The organism is Caulobacter sp. GW821-FHT09B11 (genome assembly GCF_059418205.1).
In genome coordinates this window covers 35938-56424 of record NZ_JBWKPK010000010.1, presented here as the reverse complement: position 1 = coordinate 56424, position 20487 = coordinate 35938, and the positions used below count along the sequence as shown (strand labels likewise).

The window sequence follows — 20487 nt, the reverse complement described above, 5'->3', positions numbered from 1 at the left end:
CGCAACCTCCGGTCCGCGACCATCGGTCGCTGGCGTGGTTAAGGCCCGTTAGAGACCCCGCCCCGCATCCTTGCGCGTGAGATCGCGGGGGAGGGGCCTATGGCTTCGCTGAGTCAGAAGATCATGGGCGCCAGCATCGGGGCGGCGCTGCTGTGCGCGGCCGCGGCGGGCGCGGGCCTGTGGGTGGCCGTCAGCCTGTCGAACGCGCTGGACCGCTCGGCGGCCTCGTCGCGGGTGCTGCGGCTGCACATGCACGCCGACATGATGCACGACGCCTTGCGCGGCGACGCCAGCGGCGCGATCATGGCCACCGACCCGGCGCTGGGCGTCGACCTCAAGCAGGTCCAGGCCGACCTCGCCGAGCACGTCGGCGCCTTCGAGACCGACATCAAGGAGAGCCGGGCCCTGGCCCAGGATCCCGCCGCCCAGGCCGCGCTCGACCACGTGTCCGCGCCCCTGGCGGCCTATATCGCCACCGCCCGCAAGCTGGTCGGCGCGGCGGGTAGCGATCCCGCCGCCGCGCGCGCCCTGCTGCCCGAGTTCAACAAGCAGTTCTCGGCGCTGGAAACGGCGATGGAGGGCGCGTCGCAGAAGATCGAGCTGGCCGCCCAGGACGACGCCGACGCCGCCAAGCGCCTGGGCGATCTTGGCCAGGTGCTGATGGCCGCCCTGCTGGGCGTGGCGGCCCTGTTCGCCGCCGCCATGGTCATCGCCGCCCGCCGGGTGCTGATCGCGCCGCTGGTGGCGATCACCGGCTGCCTGCGCCGCCTGGCCCAGGGCGACCTGACCGTCGTCCTGCCCAGCAGCGCCCGCAAGGACGAGATCGGCCAGATGACCGCCGCCCTGCACGCCTTCAAGGACGCCGTCGTCGCCCGCCAGCAGGAGCTGGAGGCCGCCGACGTCCGCGAGACCCTGGAAGCCGAGCGCCAGGCCGCCGAGGCCCGCCGCGACGAGGCCGACGCCACCCAGCGCGCGGTGGTCGAGGCCCTCGGGTCCGCTCTCCAGAGCCTCGCGGTCGGCGATCTGTCGCAGCGCATCGACCAGGCCTTCCCGGCCGGCTACGAGGCCCTGCGCCAGGACTACAACCTCGCTCTCGACAAGCTGGCCGGCCTGGTCGCCGCCTCGCTGGACGGGGTGGCGATGATCCAGGGCGGGGCCCGCGAGATCACCGAGGCCGCCGACGACCTTTCCCGCCGCACCGAGCATCAGGCCGCCAGCCTGGAAGAGACCGCCGCCGCCCTCGACGAGATCACCAGCACGGTCCGCGCCGCCGCCGACGGGGCCGAGCGCGCCCGCCAGGTGGTGGCCCGCGCCCGCCAGGCCGCCCAGGCCAGCGGCGACGTCGTCGACCAGGCCGTCGGGGCCATGGCCGGCATCGAGCAGTCCTCCAGCCAGATCGGCCGGATCATCGGGGTGATCGACGAGATCGCCTTCCAGACCAACCTTCTGGCCCTCAACGCCGGGGTCGAGGCGGCCCGTGCGGGCGAGGCCGGCCGCGGCTTCGCCGTGGTGGCGTCCGAGGTGCGGGCCCTGGCCCAGCGCTCTGCCGAGGCCGCGAAGGAGATCAAGACCCTGATCGCCGCCAGCGCCGCCGAGGTCGGGCAGGGGGTCTCTTATGTCGGCCGGGCGGGCGAGGTGCTGCGCGGCATCGCCGGCCAGGTCGAGGAGATCGACCGCCTGGTGCGCGAGATCACCGCCTCGGCAAAGACCCAGGCGCAGGGTCTGGCCGAAGTGAACGCCACCGTGAACCAGATGGACCAGGTCACCCAGCAGAACGCCGCCATGGTGGAAGAGACCACGGCCGCCAGCCACGCCCTCTCCAACGAGGCCACGCGCCTGGCCGACCGCATGGGCGAGCTGAAGATCGCCGGCGGGGCCGAGCGGCCCGGCCAGCGTCCGGGAACGCGCCGCGCGGCCTGATTTCCAAGGGGGCGGCTTTCGGCTACGGCTGGGGCGTGACCGCGAACGCCCTTCACGCCCTGGAGAGCTGCGCCGACGCCAGTGAGCGCAACGCCCTGGCCCTACGGCTGGCCGACGCCCGTACGCCTGGTCTCGCCGAGGTGCTGGCGCGGCTGATCCGGCGGCCGGATCTCGTCAACCATCGCGGCACGCTGGTCCACGCCCTGGCGATGCTCGACTGCGCGCCGCATGTCGGCCTGCTGGTGGATCTGGCGATCACCGGCGGCTTCGAGGTGGCGCACGAGGCGGTCGGAGCGCTGGAAGGGATCGAGCAAGCCGAGGGTGACGCGGTCGACGCCGCCTTCGCGCGCCTGGGCGATGCTCGCGCCGGCGCGGCCGTCGAGGATTGGCGGCGTGCCCTGCTCGACGACCTGCGGACGCTCTTCGCCTGAACGCCTCGCGCCGGTCGCTACTGCGGCGCGGCCGGGTTCGACGAGAGGCGCCTGGCCAGCCACAGCTTGCCGGCCCTGGCGTCGATCACGATCAAGGTCTGGCCCAGCAGGCCCATGCCAAGCGCGCCGTCGGTTCCGCTGTCCGGCAGCGGCATGATGTTCGTCTTCACGTCGGTGTATTGCATCGTGCCGATCTTCACGCTCGGCGCCCGCCCCGTGTCGACCACATGCGGCTGGCCGTCGGCGCCGCCCATCGTGGCCATCACCAGCTTGGCGTCCGGCGGCGCGATCCTGGCCCAGGCCTCGGGCTTCAGCATCAGGGCGGAGTCGGAGCCGAGGTCGAACTTCACGCGCATCGGTTGGTCGGCGACCAGGATTTCGATGGTGAAGTCCTTGTCCAGCGGCAGGAAGGCCGGAAAGGACGCCGGCGGCTTCAGCGCTCCGGACGGATAGAAGTCGAGGACGCCGCGGCCCGGGTCGATCTTCACCCCCAGTCCGGTCAGCAGGTCGGCGCCGAGGATGAGGCCGATCTCGCGCTTGAAGGCCGCCGACGTCGGCTTCAGGTCGGCGCCGGTGGCCAGCTCGCTGCGGAGGGTGAACTGCCTGGGCACGCCAAGCTCGATGTCGTGCACGCGATGCCTGGCGATGGTCGTGCCGGTGATGAGCGTCAGCACGCCTTCCGGCGGGCCGACCTTCAGGCCGGCGGCGCGCGCCAGATCGAGGTCGACCAGGGTCTTGGCGGCGCCGGTGTCCAGCAGGGCCCAGACCTCGCGGCCCGCGACCTGCGCCTTGAACAGGATGTGCTTGCCGGAAGGGTCGTAGGCGGTTGCGGCGTGCGTGGCGGGCGGCTCGAAGCTGATGCGGGCGTTGAACTGTTCCGGCGCGGCGGGCGAGGGGGCGGCGGCGGGCTGTTCGGCCGATTGGGCGAGGGCGTGCGAGGCCCCGCCCAGCGCCAGGAGGCTCGCCGCCAGCAGGATCGCCTTGCGCATGACGCCTTCCCCCGAAGCCTGGATCACGCGCTCCCACAATGCGGCGCATAATCTCATCAATTGTAAAATTAGCCTCGACCATCTGGGGTGGCGGGTCAAGGCGGGCGCATCGGCCGCCCTCGCTCAACCGCGCGCGGGCTGGTATGGGCAGCGCACGGAGTTTCTGACCACATGACCGATACGATTTCCGACGCCGTGGCCGTGGGCCGCCGGGTGCTGAGCATCGAGGCCCAGGCCCTTTCGCAGATGGCCGACGGCCTGGGCGAGGCCTTCACGCAGGCCGTGCGGGTGATGCACGACGCCAAGGGCCGCATCGTCTGCACCGGCATGGGCAAGTCGGGCCACGTGGCGCGCAAGATCGCCGCCACCCTGGCCTCGACCGGCAGCCAGGCGATGTTCGTCCACCCGGCCGAGGCCAGCCACGGCGACCTGGGCATGATCGGTCCCGACGACGTGGTGCTGGCCCTGTCGAAGTCGGGCGAGGCCCGCGAGCTGGCCGACACCCTGACCTACTGCAAGCGCTTCTCGATCCCGCTGATCGCCGTCACGGCGGTGGCGACCAGCCAGCTGGGCAAGGCCGGCGACGTGCTGCTGCTGCTGCCCGACGCGCCCGAAGCGACGGCCGAGGTAAACGCCCCGACCACCTCGACCACCCTGCAGATCGCGCTCGGCGACGCCCTGGCCGTGGCGCTGCTGGAAAGCCGCGGCTTCACCGCCAGCGACTTCCGGATCTTCCACCCGGGCGGCAAGCTGGGCGCGGTGCTGCGCACCGTGGCCGACCTGATGCACGGCGCCGACGAACTGCCGCTGGTGGCCGAGAGCGCGCCGATGGGCGAGGCCCTGCTGGTCATGAGCCAGAAGCGCTTCGGCGCTGTGGGCGTGACCGACGCGGCCGGCGAACTCGTCGGCCTGATCACCGACGGTGACCTTCGCCGCCACATGGACGGCCTGATGGGCCACATCGCCGGCGAGGTGATGACCAGAAGCCCGCTGGTGATCGCCTCGGGCGCCCTGGCCGCCGAGGCCCTGAAGGTGATGAACGAGCGCCGGATCACCGTGCTGTTCGTCGTCGAGAACGCCAGGCCGGTGGGCGTGCTGCACGTCCACGATCTGCTGCGGGCCGGGGTGATCTGAAGGCCGCCGCCCCTTCACCTCCAACTTCCCGTCATTCCCGCCAAAAGGGCGGGAATGACGGGAGAGAAGGGGGAGGGCGCCTAGACCCGCGCCTCGGCCCCGAACGCCGTCAGGTCCCTGATCAGCGAGACGACCGCCTGCTCGACCAGCTCGCCGCCCTTTTCGGGGGTGGCCAGGGCCGGGTCGGAGCCCATGCGGCCGTCGGCGTAGCGGGCGCGGAAGTCCAGGGCTTCGCGGATCGGGCCGGTGGGGGCGATCTTGGGTTCGTAAGGCGCGGTCTTGATGCTGTCGGGATAGCCCCACTGGGTCACCGCGATTTCCGACGGGGTGGCGTGGCTGCCGTGGCCGACCGGGAATTGGCGCATGGCCAGGGCGTTGACGCCGTCGAGGTCCCACCAGTTCTTCAGCTTCATGGCGAAGGGGCAGCGCTCCTTGCGGAAGCTGTACTCGGCGTAGATCTCCGAGAACGCCGCCTCGATGGTGGCGACGTTGCCGCCGTGGCCGTTGAGGAAATAGACCTTCTCGAAGCCATGGGCGCCCAGCGAGCGCGTCCAGTCGCCGATCGCGGCCATGAAGGTCGAGGGGCGCAGGAAGATGGTGCCCGGGAAGGCCAGGTGGTGCTGGGCCATGCCGACATTGAAGGTCGGGGCCACCAGCACCTCGTCCGAACGCTTGCTGGCCTCGTGGGCGATGATCTCCGGGCACAGCCAGTCGGTGCCCAGCAGGCCCGTCGGCCCGTGCTGCTCGTTGGAGCCGATCGGCACCACCACCGTCTTCGACCGGGCAAGGAAGGTCTCGATCTCGGGCCAGGTCGAAAGGGCGAGCAGCATGGCTGGAAACTCCGAAAGAAATCCTGGGGCGGCGCGGCGGGGGACCCGCGCCTAGCATTCCGTCACGGCTTTACGCCCGATGGCGCGCGGAGCCGACCCGAAATTTCATCATGGGAGCCCGCCATGGGCCTGCAACTCGGCGACATCGTTCCGGACTTCACCCAGGCCTCGACCGAAGGCCCGATCCAGTTCCACGACTGGGCGGCCGGCTCGTGGGTCGTGCTGTTCTCGCACCCCAAGGACTTCACGCCGGTCTGCACCACCGAACTGGGCACGGTGGCCAAGCTGAAGCCGGAATTCGACAGGCGCGGCGTCAAGGTGATCGGCCTGTCGGTCGACGGCCTGGAGAACCACGGCGGCTGGGCGGCCGACATCGAGGAGACGCAAGGCGCGAAGCTGAACTTCCCGCTGATCGCCGACACCGACCGCTCGGTGTCGAACCTCTACGGCATGATCCACCCCAATGCGTCCGACACCCTGACCGTCCGCAGCGTCTACATCATCGACGCCAACAAGAAGCTGCGCCTGACCCTGACCTATCCGGCCTCGACCGGGCGGAACTTCGACGAGATCCTGCGGGTCATCGACAGCCTGCAGCTGACCGACGGCCACAAGGTCGCCACCCCGGCCAACTGGACCCAGGGCGACGACGTGATCATCGTCCCCTCGGTCGACAACGAGACGGCCAAGACCCTCTTCCCGGGCGGCTGGGACGAGCAGAAGCCCTACCTGCGGGTGGTGCCGCAGCCGGCGTAAGGGGCGGCTGTCCTTCCGTTCCGCAGCCAACAAGATCTTGCCTCCCTCGCCCTCGTGGCGAGGGCCCATGCCGGCGAGCGCTCAGACCTTGGCCTTTCTGGAGAGGTTTGAGCGGCTGACCGATGGATCCTGGGCACAAGGCCCAGGAAGGCGATCGGGGGAGAGGCCTGGGAGCCCCGTTCACATCGGCTGCAACGCCGGCAGTCGATCCGAGCACCTGACTCCACCTTCGCGCGCTTGCACGGGGGGATCTCACGCGCGCAAAGTCTTCCTCCTGGCGTCAACGAAGGCGCCGGGGGAGGAGACATCGATGGCCGCAGCCCACGCCCAGGACGTCTTCGCCGTGCTCGACGGCGCGGGTCCCGCCCTGTCGCCGGTGGCGGCCTCCTGGCGGCGCAGCCTGGTGCTGCACGGCCTGGATCCTGAAAACCGCAAGGCGCCCGACACCCTGTCGCAGCGCGAACTGGGCGAGGCCCAGGAGCGCATGGGCGCCCTGCGCGCGGCGGCCTCCGACACGCTGGACGCCCTGTTCCAGGCGGTCGGGTCCTCCGGCAGCTGCGTGCTGCTGACCGACAGCGTCGGCGTGCCTGTCGACCGGCGCGGCATGGCGGCCGACGATCCGGTGTTCCACCGCTGGGGGCTGTGGACCGGCGCGGTGTGGAGCGAGGCCCGCGAGGGCACCAACGGCATCGGCACGTGCCTGGCCGAACAGCGCACCCTGACCATCCACCGCGACCAGCACTTCCACACCCGCAACATCGGCCTGTCCTGCACCGTCGCGCCGCTGTTCGACCCGCAGGGGCGCCTCGCCGGCGCGCTCGACGTCTCGTCCTGCCGGCCGGGCCTGGAAGGCATGACCGGCCTGATGGAGACTGTGGTCAACGACGCCGCGCGCCGCATCGAGTCCAAGGCCTTCCGCGAGGCCTTCCCCGGCGCGCGCATCGTGCTGCTGGGCGAGGTCCGCGCCGACCGCGCCTCGACCCCGATGCTGGCCGTCGACGCCGACGACGTGGTCATCGGCGCCACCCGCGCCGCCCGCCAGGCCCTCGACCTCACCGACGAGAAGCTGCGGCGGGGGATGCCGTCTCCCGACCGCGGCGCCGACCTGGAAGACGCCGAACGCGCCGTGGTGCGCCGGGCGCTGGGAGCCGCCGGCGGCAACGTCTCGGCGGCGGCGACCGCGCTGGGGGTCAGCCGGGCGACGCTGCACCGGAAGATCAACCGGCTGGGGCTGGGGCGCTCCTAGTCTCTGCCTCTCAACTCCCGTCATTCCCGCCCTTGTGGCGGGAAACCCTGGTTCCGCTTGCACGTGAAGTTCAAGCGGCGTGCTCAGCACGCCGCCCCCGCTGCCCTTGCGGCTGACAGAGGGTTTCCCGCCACAAGGGCGGGAATGACGGGATGAAGGGGGGGGCGGGCAGGGCAATCTAAACCGCCCAACCTGTCGCAAGCCTGAGACACCTCCGGCCCGCCGCCTCCACCGCCCCGCTCCACACCGAAAATCCAGGCGCAAGCTCCTCCCTGCGACGCCGAAGACGGCGCGACGGAGGAAACCATGACCAAGCCAGAGTTCATCGACTCGCTGTCCCGCCCGCCGTTCAAGGCGCGCTACGACAACTTCATCGGCGGCCAGTGGGTCGCCCCGGCCGACGGCCGCTATTTCGACAACGCCTCGCCGATCACCGGCCGCAAGGTCTGCGAGATCGCCCGCTCTCAGGCCGAAGACGTCGAGCGCGCCCTCGACGCCGCCCACGCCGCCAAGGACGCCTGGGGCAGAACGAGCGCCGCCGACCGCTCGCGGGTCCTGCTCAGGATCGCCGACCGCATGGAGGAGAACCTCCAGACCCTGGCGACGGCCGAGACCTGGGACAACGGCAAGCCGATCCGCGAGACCATGGCCGCCGACCTGCCGCTGGCCATCGACCACTTCCGCTATTTCGCCGGCTGCCTGCGCAGCCAGGAAGGCTCGATCTCCGAGATCGACCACGACACCATCGCCTACCACTTCCACGAGCCGCTGGGCGTGGTCGGCCAGATCATCCCGTGGAACTTCCCGCTGCTGATGGCCTGCTGGAAGCTGGCCCCGGCGATCGCGGCCGGCAACTGCGTGGTGCTGAAACCCGCCGAGCAGACCCCGGCCTCGATCATGGTGCTGTTCGAGCTGATCGGCGACCTGCTGCCGCCCGGCGTGGTCAATGTGGTCAACGGCTTTGGCCTGGAGGCCGGCAAGCCGCTGGCGTCCAGCCCGCGCATCGCCAAGATCGCCTTCACCGGCGAGACGTCCACCGGCCGCCTCATCATGCAGTACGCCAGCCAGAACCTGATCCCGGTGACGCTGGAACTGGGCGGCAAGTCGCCCAACATCTTCTTCGCCGATGTCACCGCCGAGGACGACGACTATCTCGACAAGGCGCTGGAGGGCTTCGCGATGTTCGCGCTGAACCAGGGCGAGGTCTGCACCTGCCCGAGCCGCGCCCTGGTGCAGAAGTCGATCTACGACAAGTTCATGGAGAAGGCGCTGAAGCGCGTGCAGGCGGTGGTGCAGGGCAATCCGCTGGATCCCGCGACCATGATCGGCGCCCAGGCCTCCGAGGAGCAGCTGAAGAAGATCCTCGGCTACATGGACATCGGTCGCGACGAGGGCGCCAAGCTCCTGACCGGCGGCTCGCGCACCGTGCTGCCGGGCCGGCTGGCCGACGGCTTCTATGTCGAGCCGACGGTGTTCGAGGGCCACAACAAGATGCGGATCTTCCAGGAGGAGATCTTCGGTCCCGTCCTGGCGGTGACCACCTTCGAGACCGAGGAAGAGGCGCTGGAGATCGCCAACGACACCGCCTTCGGCCTCGGGGCCGGGGTGTGGACCCGCGACGGCTCGCGCGCCTACCGCTTCGGGCGCGGCATCCAGGCCGGCCGGGTGTGGACCAACTGCTACCACGCCTATCCGGCCCACGCGGCTTTCGGCGGCTACAAGCAGTCGGGCGTGGGCCGCGAGACCCACAAGATGATGCTCGACCACTACCAGCAGACCAAGAACCTGCTGGTCAGCTACAGCGCCAAGGCGCTGGGCTTCTTCTAGAGGCGGCCCGCCTTGTTGCGTCGCCCTCGTCCTTCGACAAGCTCAGGATGAGGGCGATGGCTGCGGTCCAGTAGAAATCCTCACCCTGAGCCTGTCGAAGGGCGGGGATTTCGGCGGCGCTAGAGGCTCCAAAACCGACAAAACGAACAAGACCCGAATTCTGCCGCACGAAACAGAATTGGTCTGCTTGCGCAGGGGGCGGCGCTTCGCATACTCCCGCTCGCAAGACGACGACTGACGCAGCGGCAACATCGCTGGCGACGACAAGATCGACTGTAGAGACCTAGGGAGACGCGTGGTGAGCGACGGACAGCTGTTTCCGGTGCCGGAAGACTGGGCGGGCAAGGCCCATATCGACGCCGCCGGCTACGAGGCCGCCGTGGCCCGGGTCGAGAGCGATCCCGAGGGCTGGTGGCGCGATCTGGCCGCCCGCCTCGACTGGATCAAGGCTCCGACCAAGATCAAGGACGTCTCCTACGCCAAGGACGGCTTCCGCATCCGCTGGTACGAGGACGGGGTGCTGAACGTCAGCGCCAACTGCATCGACCGCCACCTGCCGCACCGCAAGGACGACGTCGCCCTGATCTTCGAGGGCGACGAGCCGGGCGTCTCCGACAAGATCACCTACGGCCAGCTGCACGACGACGTCTGCCGCATGGCCAATGCGCTCAAGGACCTGGGCGCCAAGAAGGGCGACCGGATCACCATCTACCTGCCGATGGTCCCCGTCGCCGCCGTCGCCATGCTGGCCTGCGCCCGCATCGGCGCCATCCACTCCGTCGTGTTCGGCGGCTTCTCGCCCGACAGCATCGCCGGCCGCATTCAGGACTGCGACTCGCGTCTCGTCATCACCGCCGACCAGGGCCGTCGCGGCGGCAAGAAGGTGCCGCTGAAGGCCAATATCGACGAGGCGCTCGAGCAGTGCCCGCAGGTCGAGAAGGTGCTGCTGGTCCGCTGGACCGGCGCCGAGGTGCCGATCGTCGAAGGCCGCGACGTGGTCTGGAACGACGTCCGGGACGCCGCCTCGAACGTCTGCGAACCCGAGCCGATGAACGCCGAGGACCCGCTGTTCATCCTCTACACCTCCGGCTCGACGGGTAAGCCCAAGGGCGTGCTGCACACCACCGGCGGCTACCTGGCCTGGGCCAGCTGGACCTTCGAATCCGTCTTCGACTATCGGCCCGGCGAGGTGTTCTGGTGCACGGCCGACGTCGGCTGGGTCACCGGCCACTCTTACGTCGTCTACGGCCCGCTGGCCAACGGCGGGACCAGCCTGATCTTCGAGGGCGTGCCCAACTATCCGACGCCGTCGCGGTTCTGGGAGGTGGTCGACAAGCACAAGGTCGAGATCTTCTACACCGCCCCCACGGCCCTGCGCGCCCTGATGCGCGAGGGCGACGAGCACGTGACCAAGAACGACCTGTCGTCCCTGCGCCTGCTGGGCAGCGTCGGCGAGCCGATCAATCCGGAAGCCTGGCTCTGGTATCACCGCGTGGTCGGCAAGGATCGCCTGCCGATCGTCGACACCTGGTGGCAGACCGAGACCGGCGGCATTCTCGTCTCGCCCCTGCCGGGCGCCACGGCGCTTAAGCCGGGCTCGGCCACCAAGCCGCTGCCGGGCGTCAAGCTGCAGCTGGTTGACGCCGAGGGCGCGGTGCTGGAGGGGGCGACCGAGGGCAACCTCGTCATCACCGACAGCTGGCCTGGCCAGATGCGCACGGTCTATGGCGACCACCAGCGCTTCTTCGAGACCTATTTCTCGACCTATCCCGGCAAGTACTTCACCGGCGACGGCTGCAAGCGCGACGCCGACGGCTACTACTGGATCACCGGCCGAGTGGACGACGTCATCAACGTCTCGGGCCACCGCCTGGGCACCGCCGAGATCGAGAGCGCTCTCGTGGCTCACGAAGCCGTCGCCGAGGCCGCGGTGGTCGGCTATCCGCACGACATCAAGGGCCAGGGCGTCTACGCCTACGTCACCCTGAAGGCCGACGCGACGCCCACCGAGGAACTGCGCAAGCAGCTGGTCCTCTGGGTCCGCCACGAGATCGGCCCCTTCGCTGCGCCGGACGTCCTGCAATGGGCGCCGGGCCTGCCCAAGACCCGCTCGGGCAAGATCATGCGCCGCATCCTGCGCAAGATCGCCGAGAACGCGGTGGACGCCCTCGGCGACACCTCGACCCTGGCCGATCCGTCGGTGGTGGACGATCTGGTGAGGAACCGGGCGGGGGCGAAGGCGGCTTAGAAGGCTCTGCGCCGCTTTTCCCAAACTCCCGTCATTCCCGCCCTCGTGGCGGGAACCCCTCTGTCAGCCGCAAGGGCGAGTGGGGCGGCGTGCTCGGCACGCCGCCGGCGCTCCACGAAGAAGCGGAAACAGGGCTTCCCGCCACAAGGGCGGGAATGACGGGAAAGAAAGGTGGGGAAAGGGTGGGGGTTTCTGTGACCCCCACGCCCTAGCCTCATCCCCCGCCAGGGTTTATAGCCCGGCCATGTTTGAAGGCCTCTCCCCCCTCGCCCGCGAAGCCCGCTCCTGGCCGTTCGAGCAGGCGCGCGCCACCATCGCCCGCGTCCTGCGCGTGCGTCTTCCCGACCGCGCCGACCAAGAAGCGGCGAAAGCCCTGATCGACGCCGGCAAGACCGACGAGGCGGTGAAAGCCTATCCGGCTCTCTCCAAAGCGGTGATCTTCGAGACCGGCTATGGTCCGTCAGGCCTGCCGCACCTGGGCACCTTCGGTGAAGTCGCGCGCACGACCATGGTGCGCCAGGCCTTCCGCGCGCTGACCGACGACGCCATCCCGACGCGCCTGATCGCCTTCAGCGACGACATGGACGGTCTGCGCAAGGTGCCGGGCAACATCGAGAACCAGCAGCCGCTGATCGAGGACATGGGCAAGCCGCTGACCGTCGTCCGCGACCCGTTCGGCACCCACGACAGCTTCGGCGCCCACAATAACGCCCGCCTGCGCGCCTTCCTCGACGGTTTCGGCTTCGAGTACGAGTTCGTGTCTTCGACCGACTGCTACAAGGGCGGCCTGTTCGACGAAGTTCTGCTGACGGCCCTGGCCCGCTTCGACGCCATCCAGAAGGTCATGCTGCCGACCCTGGGCGAGGAGCGCCGCGCCACCTATTCGCCGTTCCTGCCGATCAGCCCGTCGACCGGCAAGGTGCTGCAGGTCCCGACCCTGGAGCGCAACGTCGAGAAGGGCACGATCGTCTTCGAGGACGAGGACGGCTCCAAGGTCGAGGTCCCGGTCACCGGCGGCCACGTGAAGATGCAGTGGAAGCCCGACTGGGCCATGCGCTGGACCGCGCTGGGCGTCGACTACGAGATGAGCGGCAAGGACCTGATCGACTCGGTCAAGGCCTCGGGCGCGATCTGCAAGGCGCTGGGCGGGATTCCGCCGGAAGGCTTCAACTACGAGCTCTTCCTGGACGAGAACAACCAGAAGATCTCCAAGACCAAGGGCAACGGCCTGTCGATGGAGGACTGGCTGCGCTACGGCGCGCCGGAGAGCCTGTCGTACTACATGTTCCAGAGCCCGAAGTCGGCCAAGAAGCTCTATTTCGACGTCATCCCCAAGGCGACGGACGAGTACCTGCAGCAGCTGGACGCGTTCGGTCGCCAGGAGCCCGCCAAGCAGCTCGACAACCCGGTCTGGCACATCCATTCGGGCAAGCCGCCGCAGCAGAGCTCGCCGGTGTCGTTCAGCCTGATGCTGAACCTGGTGTCGGCCGCCGACGCCTCGACCAAGGAGATCCTCTGGGGCTTCCTGTCGCGCTACATCCCGGGCGCGAGCGCGGAGACCCAGCCGCTGCTCGACCGCCTGGCCGGCTATGCGATCAACTATTACGAGGACTTCGTGAAGCCCACGAAGACCTTCCGCGCCCCGACCGACGTCGAGCGCGCGGCGATCCTCGACCTGCTGGCCAAGCTGAAGGCCATGCCGGCCGGCACCCAGGACGCCGAGCTGATCCAGAACGAGGTGTTCGAGGTCGGCAAGACCCACGGCTTCGACCCGCTGCGCGCCTGGTTCCAGGCCTTGTACGAAGTGCTGCTGGGCCAGAGCCAGGGCCCGCGCTTCGGCTCGTTCGCGGCGATCTTCGGGGTGGATCGCACGATCGCGCTGATCGAAGAGAAGCTGGGCTAAGGTCTTAACTCCTCCCCCGTGCAACGGGGGGGGGGACCGCGAAGCGGTGGAGGGGGCGGCGGCGCGCAAGGCGCTCTGTCACTCGCCCCCTCCGTCACGCTGCGTATACGCAGCGCGCCACCTCCCCCGTTTCACGGGGGAGGAGTGAAGTCGGCGGCGGTTGAAAACGTCCCCCCTCCGGCCCTCCGGGCCACCTCCCCCAGAGGGGGAGGATCGTAATGTGCGACACCGTGCCTCGTTTGATGAACGCTTTCTGAATTTCGAATTAAGGGTTTGTGCGAACTTCGGAGTCTAGGCTTGGAACCATCAGAACCAGGAATAGTCAGATGGCTTCCTTCACCCTTCGCCCGCACGACCGTTCGGAATTCGACTCCCTGATCGGCGGCATCGCCTCGCAGTTCCCCAGCGCCCGCATCGAGGCCGCGCACAACGACACCTGGCAGTCCTACCGGGTCGACGTGTCGTGCGAGGATCCCCGCGCCTCGGCGCTTCGCGACTGGCTCAACGGCCACCACGCCGCCTGCCCGCGCACCTGATCGCTTCGCGCTCCAGTAAGGTCGGCCGCTACTGGCTGACCCACTGGATGCAGGCCGCCCAGGCCACGCTCATGCGGTCGAGCACCCGGTCGTCGCCGTCGCGCAGCACCGAGGTCAGTTCGATCGTCCGGGCCGTCAGGCGGCCCATCTCGCGGATCAGCACCTCGCCCTGCGTGGTCATGACCACCACCCGGTCGCCGCGTCGCGGTTCGGCCGTCGGCGAGACCAGCAGCCGGTCGCCGTCGCGATAGACCGGCGCCAGGGCGTCGCCCTCGATCTCCAGGGCGAACAGGCCCTCTTCCCGCGGCCCCGGCAGCTCCACCTCTTCCCAGCCCGACCCGCGCGGCGCGCCCGCCTCGTCGAACATGCCCGGCGCCCCGGCCCGGGTGAGGCCGATCAGCGGCACGCCCGCCCGCCGGCCCGGAGCGGCCGTTTCGGTCAAGGCCGCGAATTCCGAAAACCCCACCCCCGTCGCTTCCAGCACCTTGGCCAGGCTCTCGGTCGAGGGCCAGCGCGGCCGCGTGTCGGCGTCGCCGCGTTTCGAACGGTTGAAGGCGGTGGGATCCAGGCCCGCCAGCTTGGCCATGGCCGAAGGGCTCATGTCGAAGCGCTTGGCCAGGGCGTCGATCGCCGTCCATAGTTCGGCGTGCGAGAGCATCGGATCGTCCCTGCGTCCTGATGGCGTCCCAATGCCCTTCAAGTGGCGGACGTCCCAAGGAAATTATGCCCAGGCCTTAGGAATGTAAACCTAGCGACAATGGTGAAGGTTGACGTTTACGTAAGCGTTGACGTTCCGCAGGGGCCGGCGTAGCGTGAACGCCGATAACCAACGACCCGGCCCTGAAGGCCGGCCGCACCCTGGGAGGGTAACGATGGTGGCTGATCTTCGACGTCCCGAGCGCACGTTCTCGATCCGTCAGCTCTGCAACGAGTTCAAGGCCACGCCCCGGGCGCTGCGCTTCTACGAGGACAAGGGCCTGCTGACGCCGGCCCGCGAGGGTCTCAACCGCGTCTATTCCCACAAGGACCGCGTCCGCCTGCAGCTGATCCTGCGCGGCAAGCGCGTGGGCCTGTCGCTGTCGGAAATCCGCGAGCTGCTGGACCTCTACGACGAGAACGACGACGGCGCGGCCCAGATGGCCCGGTCGCTGAAGAAGTTCCGCGAGCGCGCCGCCGCCCTCGAGCAGCAGCGCGAGGACATCGACGGCGCCCTGATCGAGCTGCGCGAGGCCTGCGATCGCCTCGAGAAGCGCCTGGCCGAGATCCGTCCCGACCTGCTGCCGCGCTCGGCCGACTACGAGCAGCTGCTGCGCGCCCGCCTCGACGGCCACGCCGACATGGCGCTCGGCAAGTAGTCAGCCAAGACCATCCCTTCCGCGCCCGCTTTCGCCAAGACCGGCGGAACGGGCGGGTTTCCCTTCGCCTTTCTCCCCGATCCCGATCAGTCAGGACCGCCTAAATGACCTATCAGCCGCCCGTCCGCGACCACATGTTCCTTCTGCGCGACGTGCTCAACATCGAGCAGTACGGCAACCTGCCGGCCTTCGCCGACGCCTCGATCGACGTCGTCGAGCAGATCGTCGAGGGCGCGGCCCAGTTCACCGGCGAAGTCCTGGCCCCGCTGAACAGCATCGGCGACAAGACCGGCTGCAAGCTCGACCCGGTCACCAACACCGTCACCACCCCGCCGGGCTTCAAGGAAGCCTACAAGGCCCTGTGCGAAGGCGGCTGGACCGGCCTCGGCTCGGATCCGACCTACGGCGGCCAGGGCCTGCCGCACGTCGTGAACCTGTCGTTTTCGGAAATGTCGAGCAGCGCCAACATGGCCTTCTCGATGTATCCGGGCCTGGCCCACGGCGCCTATTCAGCGATCCACACCGGCGGCACCGACGACCAGAAGCAGACCTACCTGCCCAAGATGATCACGGGTGAGTGGACCGGCACCATGAACCTGACCGAGCCGCACTGCGGCACGGACCTCGGTTTGCTGCGCACCAAGGCCGTTCCGAACGGCGACGGCAGCTACAAGATCACCGGCCAGAAGATCTGGATCTCGGCCGGCGAGCACGACATGGCCGACAACATCGTCCACCTGGTGCTGGCCCGCATCGAGGGCGCCCCGGCCGGCGTGAAGGGCATCAGCCTGTTCATCGTGCCGAAGTTCTTCCCGAACGCCGACGGCTCGGTGGGCGCGCGCAACGAAGGCGCCAAGTGCGTGGGCCTCGAAGAGAAGATGGGCATCCACGGCAACGCCACCTGCGTCATGCAGTACGACGACGCCGAGGGCTATCTGATCGGTGAAGAGAACAGCGGTCTGAAGCTGATGTTCGTGATGATGAACGAGGCCCGCCTGGGCGTCGGCCTGCAGGGCGTCGCCCAGGCCGAAGCGGCCAACCAGGCCGCCATCGCCTTCGCCAAGGACCGCCTGCAAGGCCGCTCGCTGACCGGCCCGAAGAACGCCGACGGCCCGGCCGACCCGATCATCGTCCACCCGGACGTGCGTCGCCTGCTGCTGGAGAACAAGGCCATCATCGAAGGCGGCCGCGCCTTCCTGTTCTGGACCGCCCTGCACGGCGACCTGGCCCACAGCCACCCCGACGAGGCGGTGCGCACCAAGGCCGAGGACTACATGGGCCTGCTGACGCCGGTCCTGAAGGGCTACCTGACCGACCGCGGCTTCCAGGTCTGCTCGAACGCGGTGCAGGTGCACGGCGGCTCGGGCTTCACCGAGCACTTCCCGGTCAGCCAGTACCTGCGCGACTGCCGCATCGCCCTGATCTATGAAGGCACCAACGGCGTGCAGGCCCTCGACCTGGTGGGCCGCAAGCTGGCGGCCAAGGGCGGCCGCGGCGTGATGACCTTCTTCCAGGAGATCGACCAGTTCGTCGGCGAGAACGACGGCGACGCCGAGCTGAAGCCGTTCATCGACGCCCTGGCGGCGACCAAGGCCCAGCTGCAGGACGGCACCATGTGGCTGATGCAGAACGGCCTGCAGAACCCGGACAACGCCGGCGCGGCCTCGACCGACTACATGCACCTCTTCGGCCTGACGGGCCTGGCCTACATGTGGGCGCTGATGGTGAAGTCGGCCAACGCCAAGATCGCCGAAGGCTCCACCGACCCGTTCTTCACGACCAAGATCGCCACCGCCCGTTATTTCATCGAGCGGGTCTTGCCTGACGCAGGGGCGCATCTGGCCAAACTGAAGACCGGCTCGGCGACCCTGATGGCGCTGCCCGCGGAGGCCTTCTGATCATGAGCGTGCTCGACGTCGCCAAACCCGCCTTCATGGCCGAAGAAGACATCACGATCTTCGAGGACGCGGTGGGCAAGTTCTTCGACGAGCACGCCCCTGAATCCGTCGTCGCGACCTGGCGCAAGAACCACTGCGTCGATCGTGCGATGTGGAACAAGGCGGGAGAGGCCGGCCTGCTCGGCCTCTCCACGCCGGAAGAATACGGCGGCTCCGGCGGCGACTATCGCCACGAGGTCGTGCTGATGGAACAGCTGGGCAAGAAGGGCGTCGACGGCTTCGGCGCCAGCCTGCACAACGCCATCGTCATGCCGTACATCACCCATTACGGCACCGAGGAGCAGAAGCGCCGCTGGCTGCCGCGCCTGTCGACCGGCGAGCTGGTCGGCGCGATCGCCATGACCGAGCCGGGCGCGGGTTCCGACCTGCAAGGCATCAAGACTTCGGCCAAGAAGGACGGCAACCAGTACGTCCTCAACGGCTCCAAGACCTTCATCACCAACGGCCAGACGGCCAATCTGATCATCGTGGTCGCCAAGACCGATCCGGCCGGCGGCGCGCGGGGGACCAGCCTGCTGGTGGTCGAGACCGACGGGGCCGAAGGCTTCGAGCGCGGCCGCAACCTCGACAAGCTGGGCCACGAGGCCCAGGACACCTCCGAGCTGTTCTTCAACGACGTGAAGATCCCGACCGAGAACCTCCTGGGCACGGACGAGGGCCAGGGTTTCTTCCAGCTGATGGCCCAGCTGCCGCAGGAGCGGCTGAACATCGCCGTCCAGGGCATGGCCACGATCGAGCGGGCGCTGGAGCTGACCATCGCCTACGTCAAGGAGCGTCAGGCGTTCGGCAAGCCGATCCTGGCCTTCCAGAACACCCAGTTCGTGCTGGCCGAGTGCAAGACGGAAGGCACCGTCGCCAAGGTGTTCGTCAACCACTGCATCGAGCGCCACCTGAAGGGCGATCTCGACGCCTCGACGGCCTCGATGGCCAAGTACTGGGTGACGGACCTGGAGAACAAGATCGTCGACCGCTGCCTGCAGCTGTTCGGCGGCTACGGCTTCATGAACGAGTACCCGATCGCCCGGATGTACAAGGACAGCCGCGTCCAGCGCATCTACGGCGGCACCAACGAGATCATGAAACTGCTGATCGCGAGGACGCTCTGATGTTGTTCGCCGACGCTCCGCCTCCGCCCGCCAATGACGCCGCCCGCGCGGCCGTGGTCTGCGTGCGCGCCGAGGGCCGCCGCCCGCTGCAGTTCTCCGGCAAGCTGGAGGGCAAGCGCCCGCAGCCCGGCGCCTTCGACCTGCCGCTGAAGCCGGGCGTCGAGCAGTGCAACAACCTGCTGCGCTCGAAGATCGCGACCTGGACCCTGACCGTGAACACGCCGGGCTTCACGCCCTGCCGCCTGCCCGCGCCGGAGTTCGGCCAGCGGGTGGTCTATTCGGCCAAGGCCGGCGCGCGCGGCCTGTCGTGCGCCCCGATCCACAAGTCGCCGATCGGCGCCTGGAAGAAGTGATGTCGACCCACGTCGCCATCATCGACTGGAAGCTGGAGGCCGGGGCGGACTTCCCCAAGGGCCGCTACAGCCGCGCCCATACCCTGTCGTTCGACGGCGGCGTGACGGCGCTCGGCTCGGCTTCGCCGTCGGTGGTGCCGCTGCCCTGGTCGGACCCGGCGGGCGTCGATCCCGAGGAGATGTTCGTGGCGGCGCTGTCGTCCTGCCACATGCTGACCTTCCTTGATCTGGCCCGTCGCGCCGGCTTCTTCATCAGCGCCTATCGCGACAAGGCCGAGGGGACGATGACCAGGAACGAGCATGGCGCTCACTGGGTCAGCCATGTCGCCCTTCGTCCCGACATCGTCTTCGAGGGCGACGCGCCCGACGAAGCCAAGCTGGCGGCCCTGCACGAGGCCGCCCACCACGCGTGTTTCATCGCCAACTCGGTGCGGACGGACGTCCGCGTCGAGCCGGCGGTCAAAGAATCCCCGCAAAGCCTTTCCACTTCCAATGCTCACATTGGAAGTGGGTGAAAAGGCTTTGAAAACAAAAATCTAGAGCGCGATCGCGCTCTGGGGCTAACGATTTAAAAGATCGCAGGAAGGAGCCATTCAATGGCCGACGCTTACATCTTCGACGCCGTGCGCACCCCGCGCGGCAAGGGCAAGAAGGACGGCTCTCTGCACGAGATCACCGCCCTGTCCCTCGCCAGCCAGGTCCTGGAAGCCATCCGCGACCGCAACGGCCTGGACACCTCCAAGGTCGACGACGTCGTCCTGGGCTGCGTCGCCCCGGTCGGCGAGCAGGGTTCGGACATCGCCCGCACCGCCGTCCTGACCGCCGACTACGCCGAGAGCGTCGCCGGCGTGCAGATCAACCGCTTCTGCGCCTCGGGCCTGGAAGCCGTGAACATGGCCGCGGCCAAGGTCATCTCGGGTGAAGCCGACCTGACCATCGGCGGCGGCGTCGAGAGCATGAGCCGCGTGCCGATGGGCAGCGACGGCGGCGCCTGGCCGACCGACCCGTCGTCGGCCTTCAAGACCTACTTCATGCCGCAGGGCGTGTCGGCCGACCTGATCGCCACCCTCTACGGCTTCAGCCGCGACGACGTCGACGCCTACGCCGTCGAGAGCCAGCGCCGCGCCGCCCAGTCGTGGGCCGAGGGGCGCTTCTCCAAGTCGGTCGTGCCGGTGAAGGACCAACTGGGCCTCAACATCCTGTCGCACGACGAAACCGTCCGCGCCTCGACCACCATGCAGACCCTGGCCTCGCTGAACGCCTCGTTCACCGGCATGGGCGAGATGGCCTTCGACGCGGTCGCCACCCAGCGCTACCCGCAGGTCGAACGCATGACCCACGTGCACCACGCGGGCAACAGCTCGGGCATCGTCGACGGCGCCGCCGGCGTGCTGATCGGCACCAAGGAAATGGGCGACGCGCTCGGCCTCAAGGCCCGCGCCCGCATCAAGGGCATGGCCTCGATCGGTTCCGAGCCGTCGATCATGCTGACGGGTCCGTCGCTGGTCACCGAGAAGCTGCTCAAGAAGCTCAAGATGGAAGTCGCCGACATCGACCTCTACGAGCTGAACGAAGCCTTCGCGGCCGTCGTCCTGCGCATGATGCAGGCGCTGGACATCCCGCACGAGAAGATGAACGTCAACGGCGGCGCCATCGCCATGGGCCACCCGCTGGGCGCCACCGGCGCGATGATCCTGGGCACCATGGTCGACGAGCTGGAACGCTCCGACAAGGAAACCGCCCTGATCACCCTGTGCGTCGGCGCCGGCATGGGCACCGCCACGGTCATCGAACGCGTCTGATCCAAGCACAGATCGTCATCCCGGACGGCCGTAGGCCGATCCGGGACCCAGGGGCCGGCGCACTGCGGTTCACCTGTGTCCCGGCTCTCCGCT

General features: G+C 68.8%; 18 protein-coding genes and 1 pseudogene. 15 read left to right on the top strand and 4 right to left on the bottom strand.

Translation table 11 applies throughout. From position 1 onward, the window contains the following. Positions 1 to 99: 99 nt before the first annotated feature. Both AC07N1_RS09590 and AC07N1_RS09585 read left to right on the top strand, forming a co-directional pair. Positions 100 to 1920 carry a methyl-accepting chemotaxis protein gene (locus AC07N1_RS09590; protein ID WP_494671588.1) on the top strand — a complete coding sequence of 607 codons (1821 nt, stop codon included), beginning with the start codon at positions 100 to 102 and terminating at the stop codon, positions 1918 to 1920. Between the two features lie 35 nt (positions 1921 to 1955). Beyond that, entirely contained in the window at positions 1956 to 2351 is a 396-nt protein-coding gene (locus tag AC07N1_RS09585) for a hypothetical protein (RefSeq protein ID WP_494671587.1), read from the top strand. A gap of 17 nt (positions 2352 to 2368) precedes the next feature. On the opposite strand, the gene AC07N1_RS09580 is transcribed toward AC07N1_RS09585, so the two are convergent. After that, entirely contained in the window at positions 2369 to 3340 is a 972-nt protein-coding gene (locus tag AC07N1_RS09580; protein WP_494671586.1) for a pepsin/retropepsin-like aspartic protease family protein, read from the bottom strand. A gap of 171 nt (positions 3341 to 3511) precedes the next feature. Between AC07N1_RS09580 and AC07N1_RS09575 the strand changes: the two genes are divergently transcribed. Next, on the top strand, positions 3512 to 4474 hold the full coding sequence (locus AC07N1_RS09575) for a KpsF/GutQ family sugar-phosphate isomerase (protein WP_494671585.1): 963 nt from the start codon (positions 3512 to 3514) through the stop codon (positions 4472 to 4474). Between the two features lie 80 nt (positions 4475 to 4554). Here the strand turns inward: AC07N1_RS09575 and AC07N1_RS09570 are convergent, their stop codons facing one another. Continuing rightward, positions 4555 to 5304 carry a creatininase family protein gene (locus tag AC07N1_RS09570; RefSeq protein ID WP_494671584.1) on the bottom strand — a complete coding sequence of 250 codons (750 nt, stop codon included), beginning with the start codon at positions 5302 to 5304 and terminating at the stop codon, positions 4555 to 4557. A 123-nt stretch (positions 5305 to 5427) separates the two neighbouring features. Here AC07N1_RS09570 and AC07N1_RS09565 point away from each other — a divergent pair, with 123 nt between their 5' ends. The 3 genes from AC07N1_RS09565 to adh all read left to right on the top strand — a co-directional run bounded on the left by AC07N1_RS09565 (position 5428) and on the right by adh (position 9133). Continuing rightward, the gene (locus AC07N1_RS09565; RefSeq protein ID WP_494671583.1) at positions 5428 to 6060 is read left to right on the top strand and encodes a peroxiredoxin; all 633 of its coding nucleotides are present in this window, start codon (positions 5428 to 5430) and stop codon (positions 6058 to 6060) included. A gap of 310 nt (positions 6061 to 6370) precedes the next feature. Next, on the top strand, positions 6371 to 7306 hold the full coding sequence (locus AC07N1_RS09560; protein ID WP_494671582.1) for a GAF domain-containing protein: 936 nt from the start codon (positions 6371 to 6373) through the stop codon (positions 7304 to 7306). A gap of 306 nt (positions 7307 to 7612) precedes the next feature. Then, entirely contained in the window at positions 7613 to 9133 is a 1521-nt protein-coding gene (gene adh, locus AC07N1_RS09555) for an aldehyde dehydrogenase (protein WP_494671581.1), read from the top strand. Positions 9134 to 9153: 20 nt separating this feature from the next. Here adh and AC07N1_RS09550 read toward each other — a convergent pair. Beyond that, positions 9154 to 9302: pseudogene (locus AC07N1_RS09550) on the bottom strand (hypothetical protein); the annotation flags it as partial. Positions 9303 to 9428: 126 nt separating this feature from the next. On the opposite strand from AC07N1_RS09550, the gene acs reads away from it, so the two are divergent. The 3 genes from acs to AC07N1_RS09535 all read left to right on the top strand — a co-directional run bounded on the left by acs (position 9429) and on the right by AC07N1_RS09535 (position 13820). Continuing rightward, a complete protein-coding gene (gene acs, locus AC07N1_RS09545; protein WP_494671580.1) occupies positions 9429 to 11381 on the top strand; it encodes an acetate--CoA ligase in 1953 nt (650 codons plus the stop codon). 244 nt (positions 11382 to 11625) lie between these two features. After that, positions 11626 to 13284: a lysine--tRNA ligase gene (locus tag AC07N1_RS09540; RefSeq protein ID WP_494671579.1), complete on the top strand. Its 1659-nt coding sequence runs from the start codon at positions 11626 to 11628 to the stop codon at positions 13282 to 13284. Positions 13285 to 13610: 326 nt separating this feature from the next. After that, on the top strand, positions 13611 to 13820 hold the full coding sequence (locus AC07N1_RS09535; RefSeq protein ID WP_494671578.1) for a hypothetical protein: 210 nt from the start codon (positions 13611 to 13613) through the stop codon (positions 13818 to 13820). Between the two features lie 28 nt (positions 13821 to 13848). On the opposite strand, the gene AC07N1_RS09530 is transcribed toward AC07N1_RS09535, so the two are convergent. Next, positions 13849 to 14478, bottom strand: coding sequence for a S24 family peptidase (locus AC07N1_RS09530; protein ID WP_487292475.1), 630 nt, complete (start codon positions 14476 to 14478; stop codon positions 13849 to 13851). A gap of 217 nt (positions 14479 to 14695) precedes the next feature. Between AC07N1_RS09530 and AC07N1_RS09525 the strand changes: the two genes are divergently transcribed. The 6 genes from AC07N1_RS09525 (at position 14696) to AC07N1_RS09500 (ending at position 20394) form a co-directional block, all read left to right on the top strand. Then, positions 14696 to 15175, top strand: a complete 480-nt coding sequence (locus AC07N1_RS09525) for a MerR family transcriptional regulator (protein WP_110119494.1) — start codon at positions 14696 to 14698, stop codon at positions 15173 to 15175. A gap of 104 nt (positions 15176 to 15279) precedes the next feature. Further along, positions 15280 to 17073: an acyl-CoA dehydrogenase C-terminal domain-containing protein gene (locus AC07N1_RS09520; protein ID WP_494671577.1), complete on the top strand. Its 1794-nt coding sequence runs from the start codon at positions 15280 to 15282 to the stop codon at positions 17071 to 17073. Positions 17074 to 17075: 2 nt separating this feature from the next. Beyond that, complete coding sequence (locus tag AC07N1_RS09515) at positions 17076 to 18239, top strand: acyl-CoA dehydrogenase family protein (RefSeq protein WP_110119480.1); 1164 nt, start codon at positions 17076 to 17078, stop codon at positions 18237 to 18239. Beyond that, positions 18239 to 18592 carry a hypothetical protein gene (locus AC07N1_RS09510; protein WP_494671576.1) on the top strand — a complete coding sequence of 118 codons (354 nt, stop codon included), beginning with the start codon at positions 18239 to 18241 and terminating at the stop codon, positions 18590 to 18592. Before AC07N1_RS09515 ends, AC07N1_RS09510 begins: the two co-directional genes overlap by 1 nt. Beyond that, on the top strand, positions 18592 to 19107 hold the full coding sequence (locus tag AC07N1_RS09505; protein ID WP_494671575.1) for an OsmC family protein: 516 nt from the start codon (positions 18592 to 18594) through the stop codon (positions 19105 to 19107). The genes AC07N1_RS09510 and AC07N1_RS09505 overlap by 1 nt, the downstream gene beginning before the upstream one ends. Positions 19108 to 19188: 81 nt before the next feature. Further along, a complete protein-coding gene (locus AC07N1_RS09500) occupies positions 19189 to 20394 on the top strand; it encodes an acetyl-CoA C-acetyltransferase (protein ID WP_494671574.1) in 1206 nt (401 codons plus the stop codon). Positions 20395 to 20487: the final 93 nt, after the last annotated feature.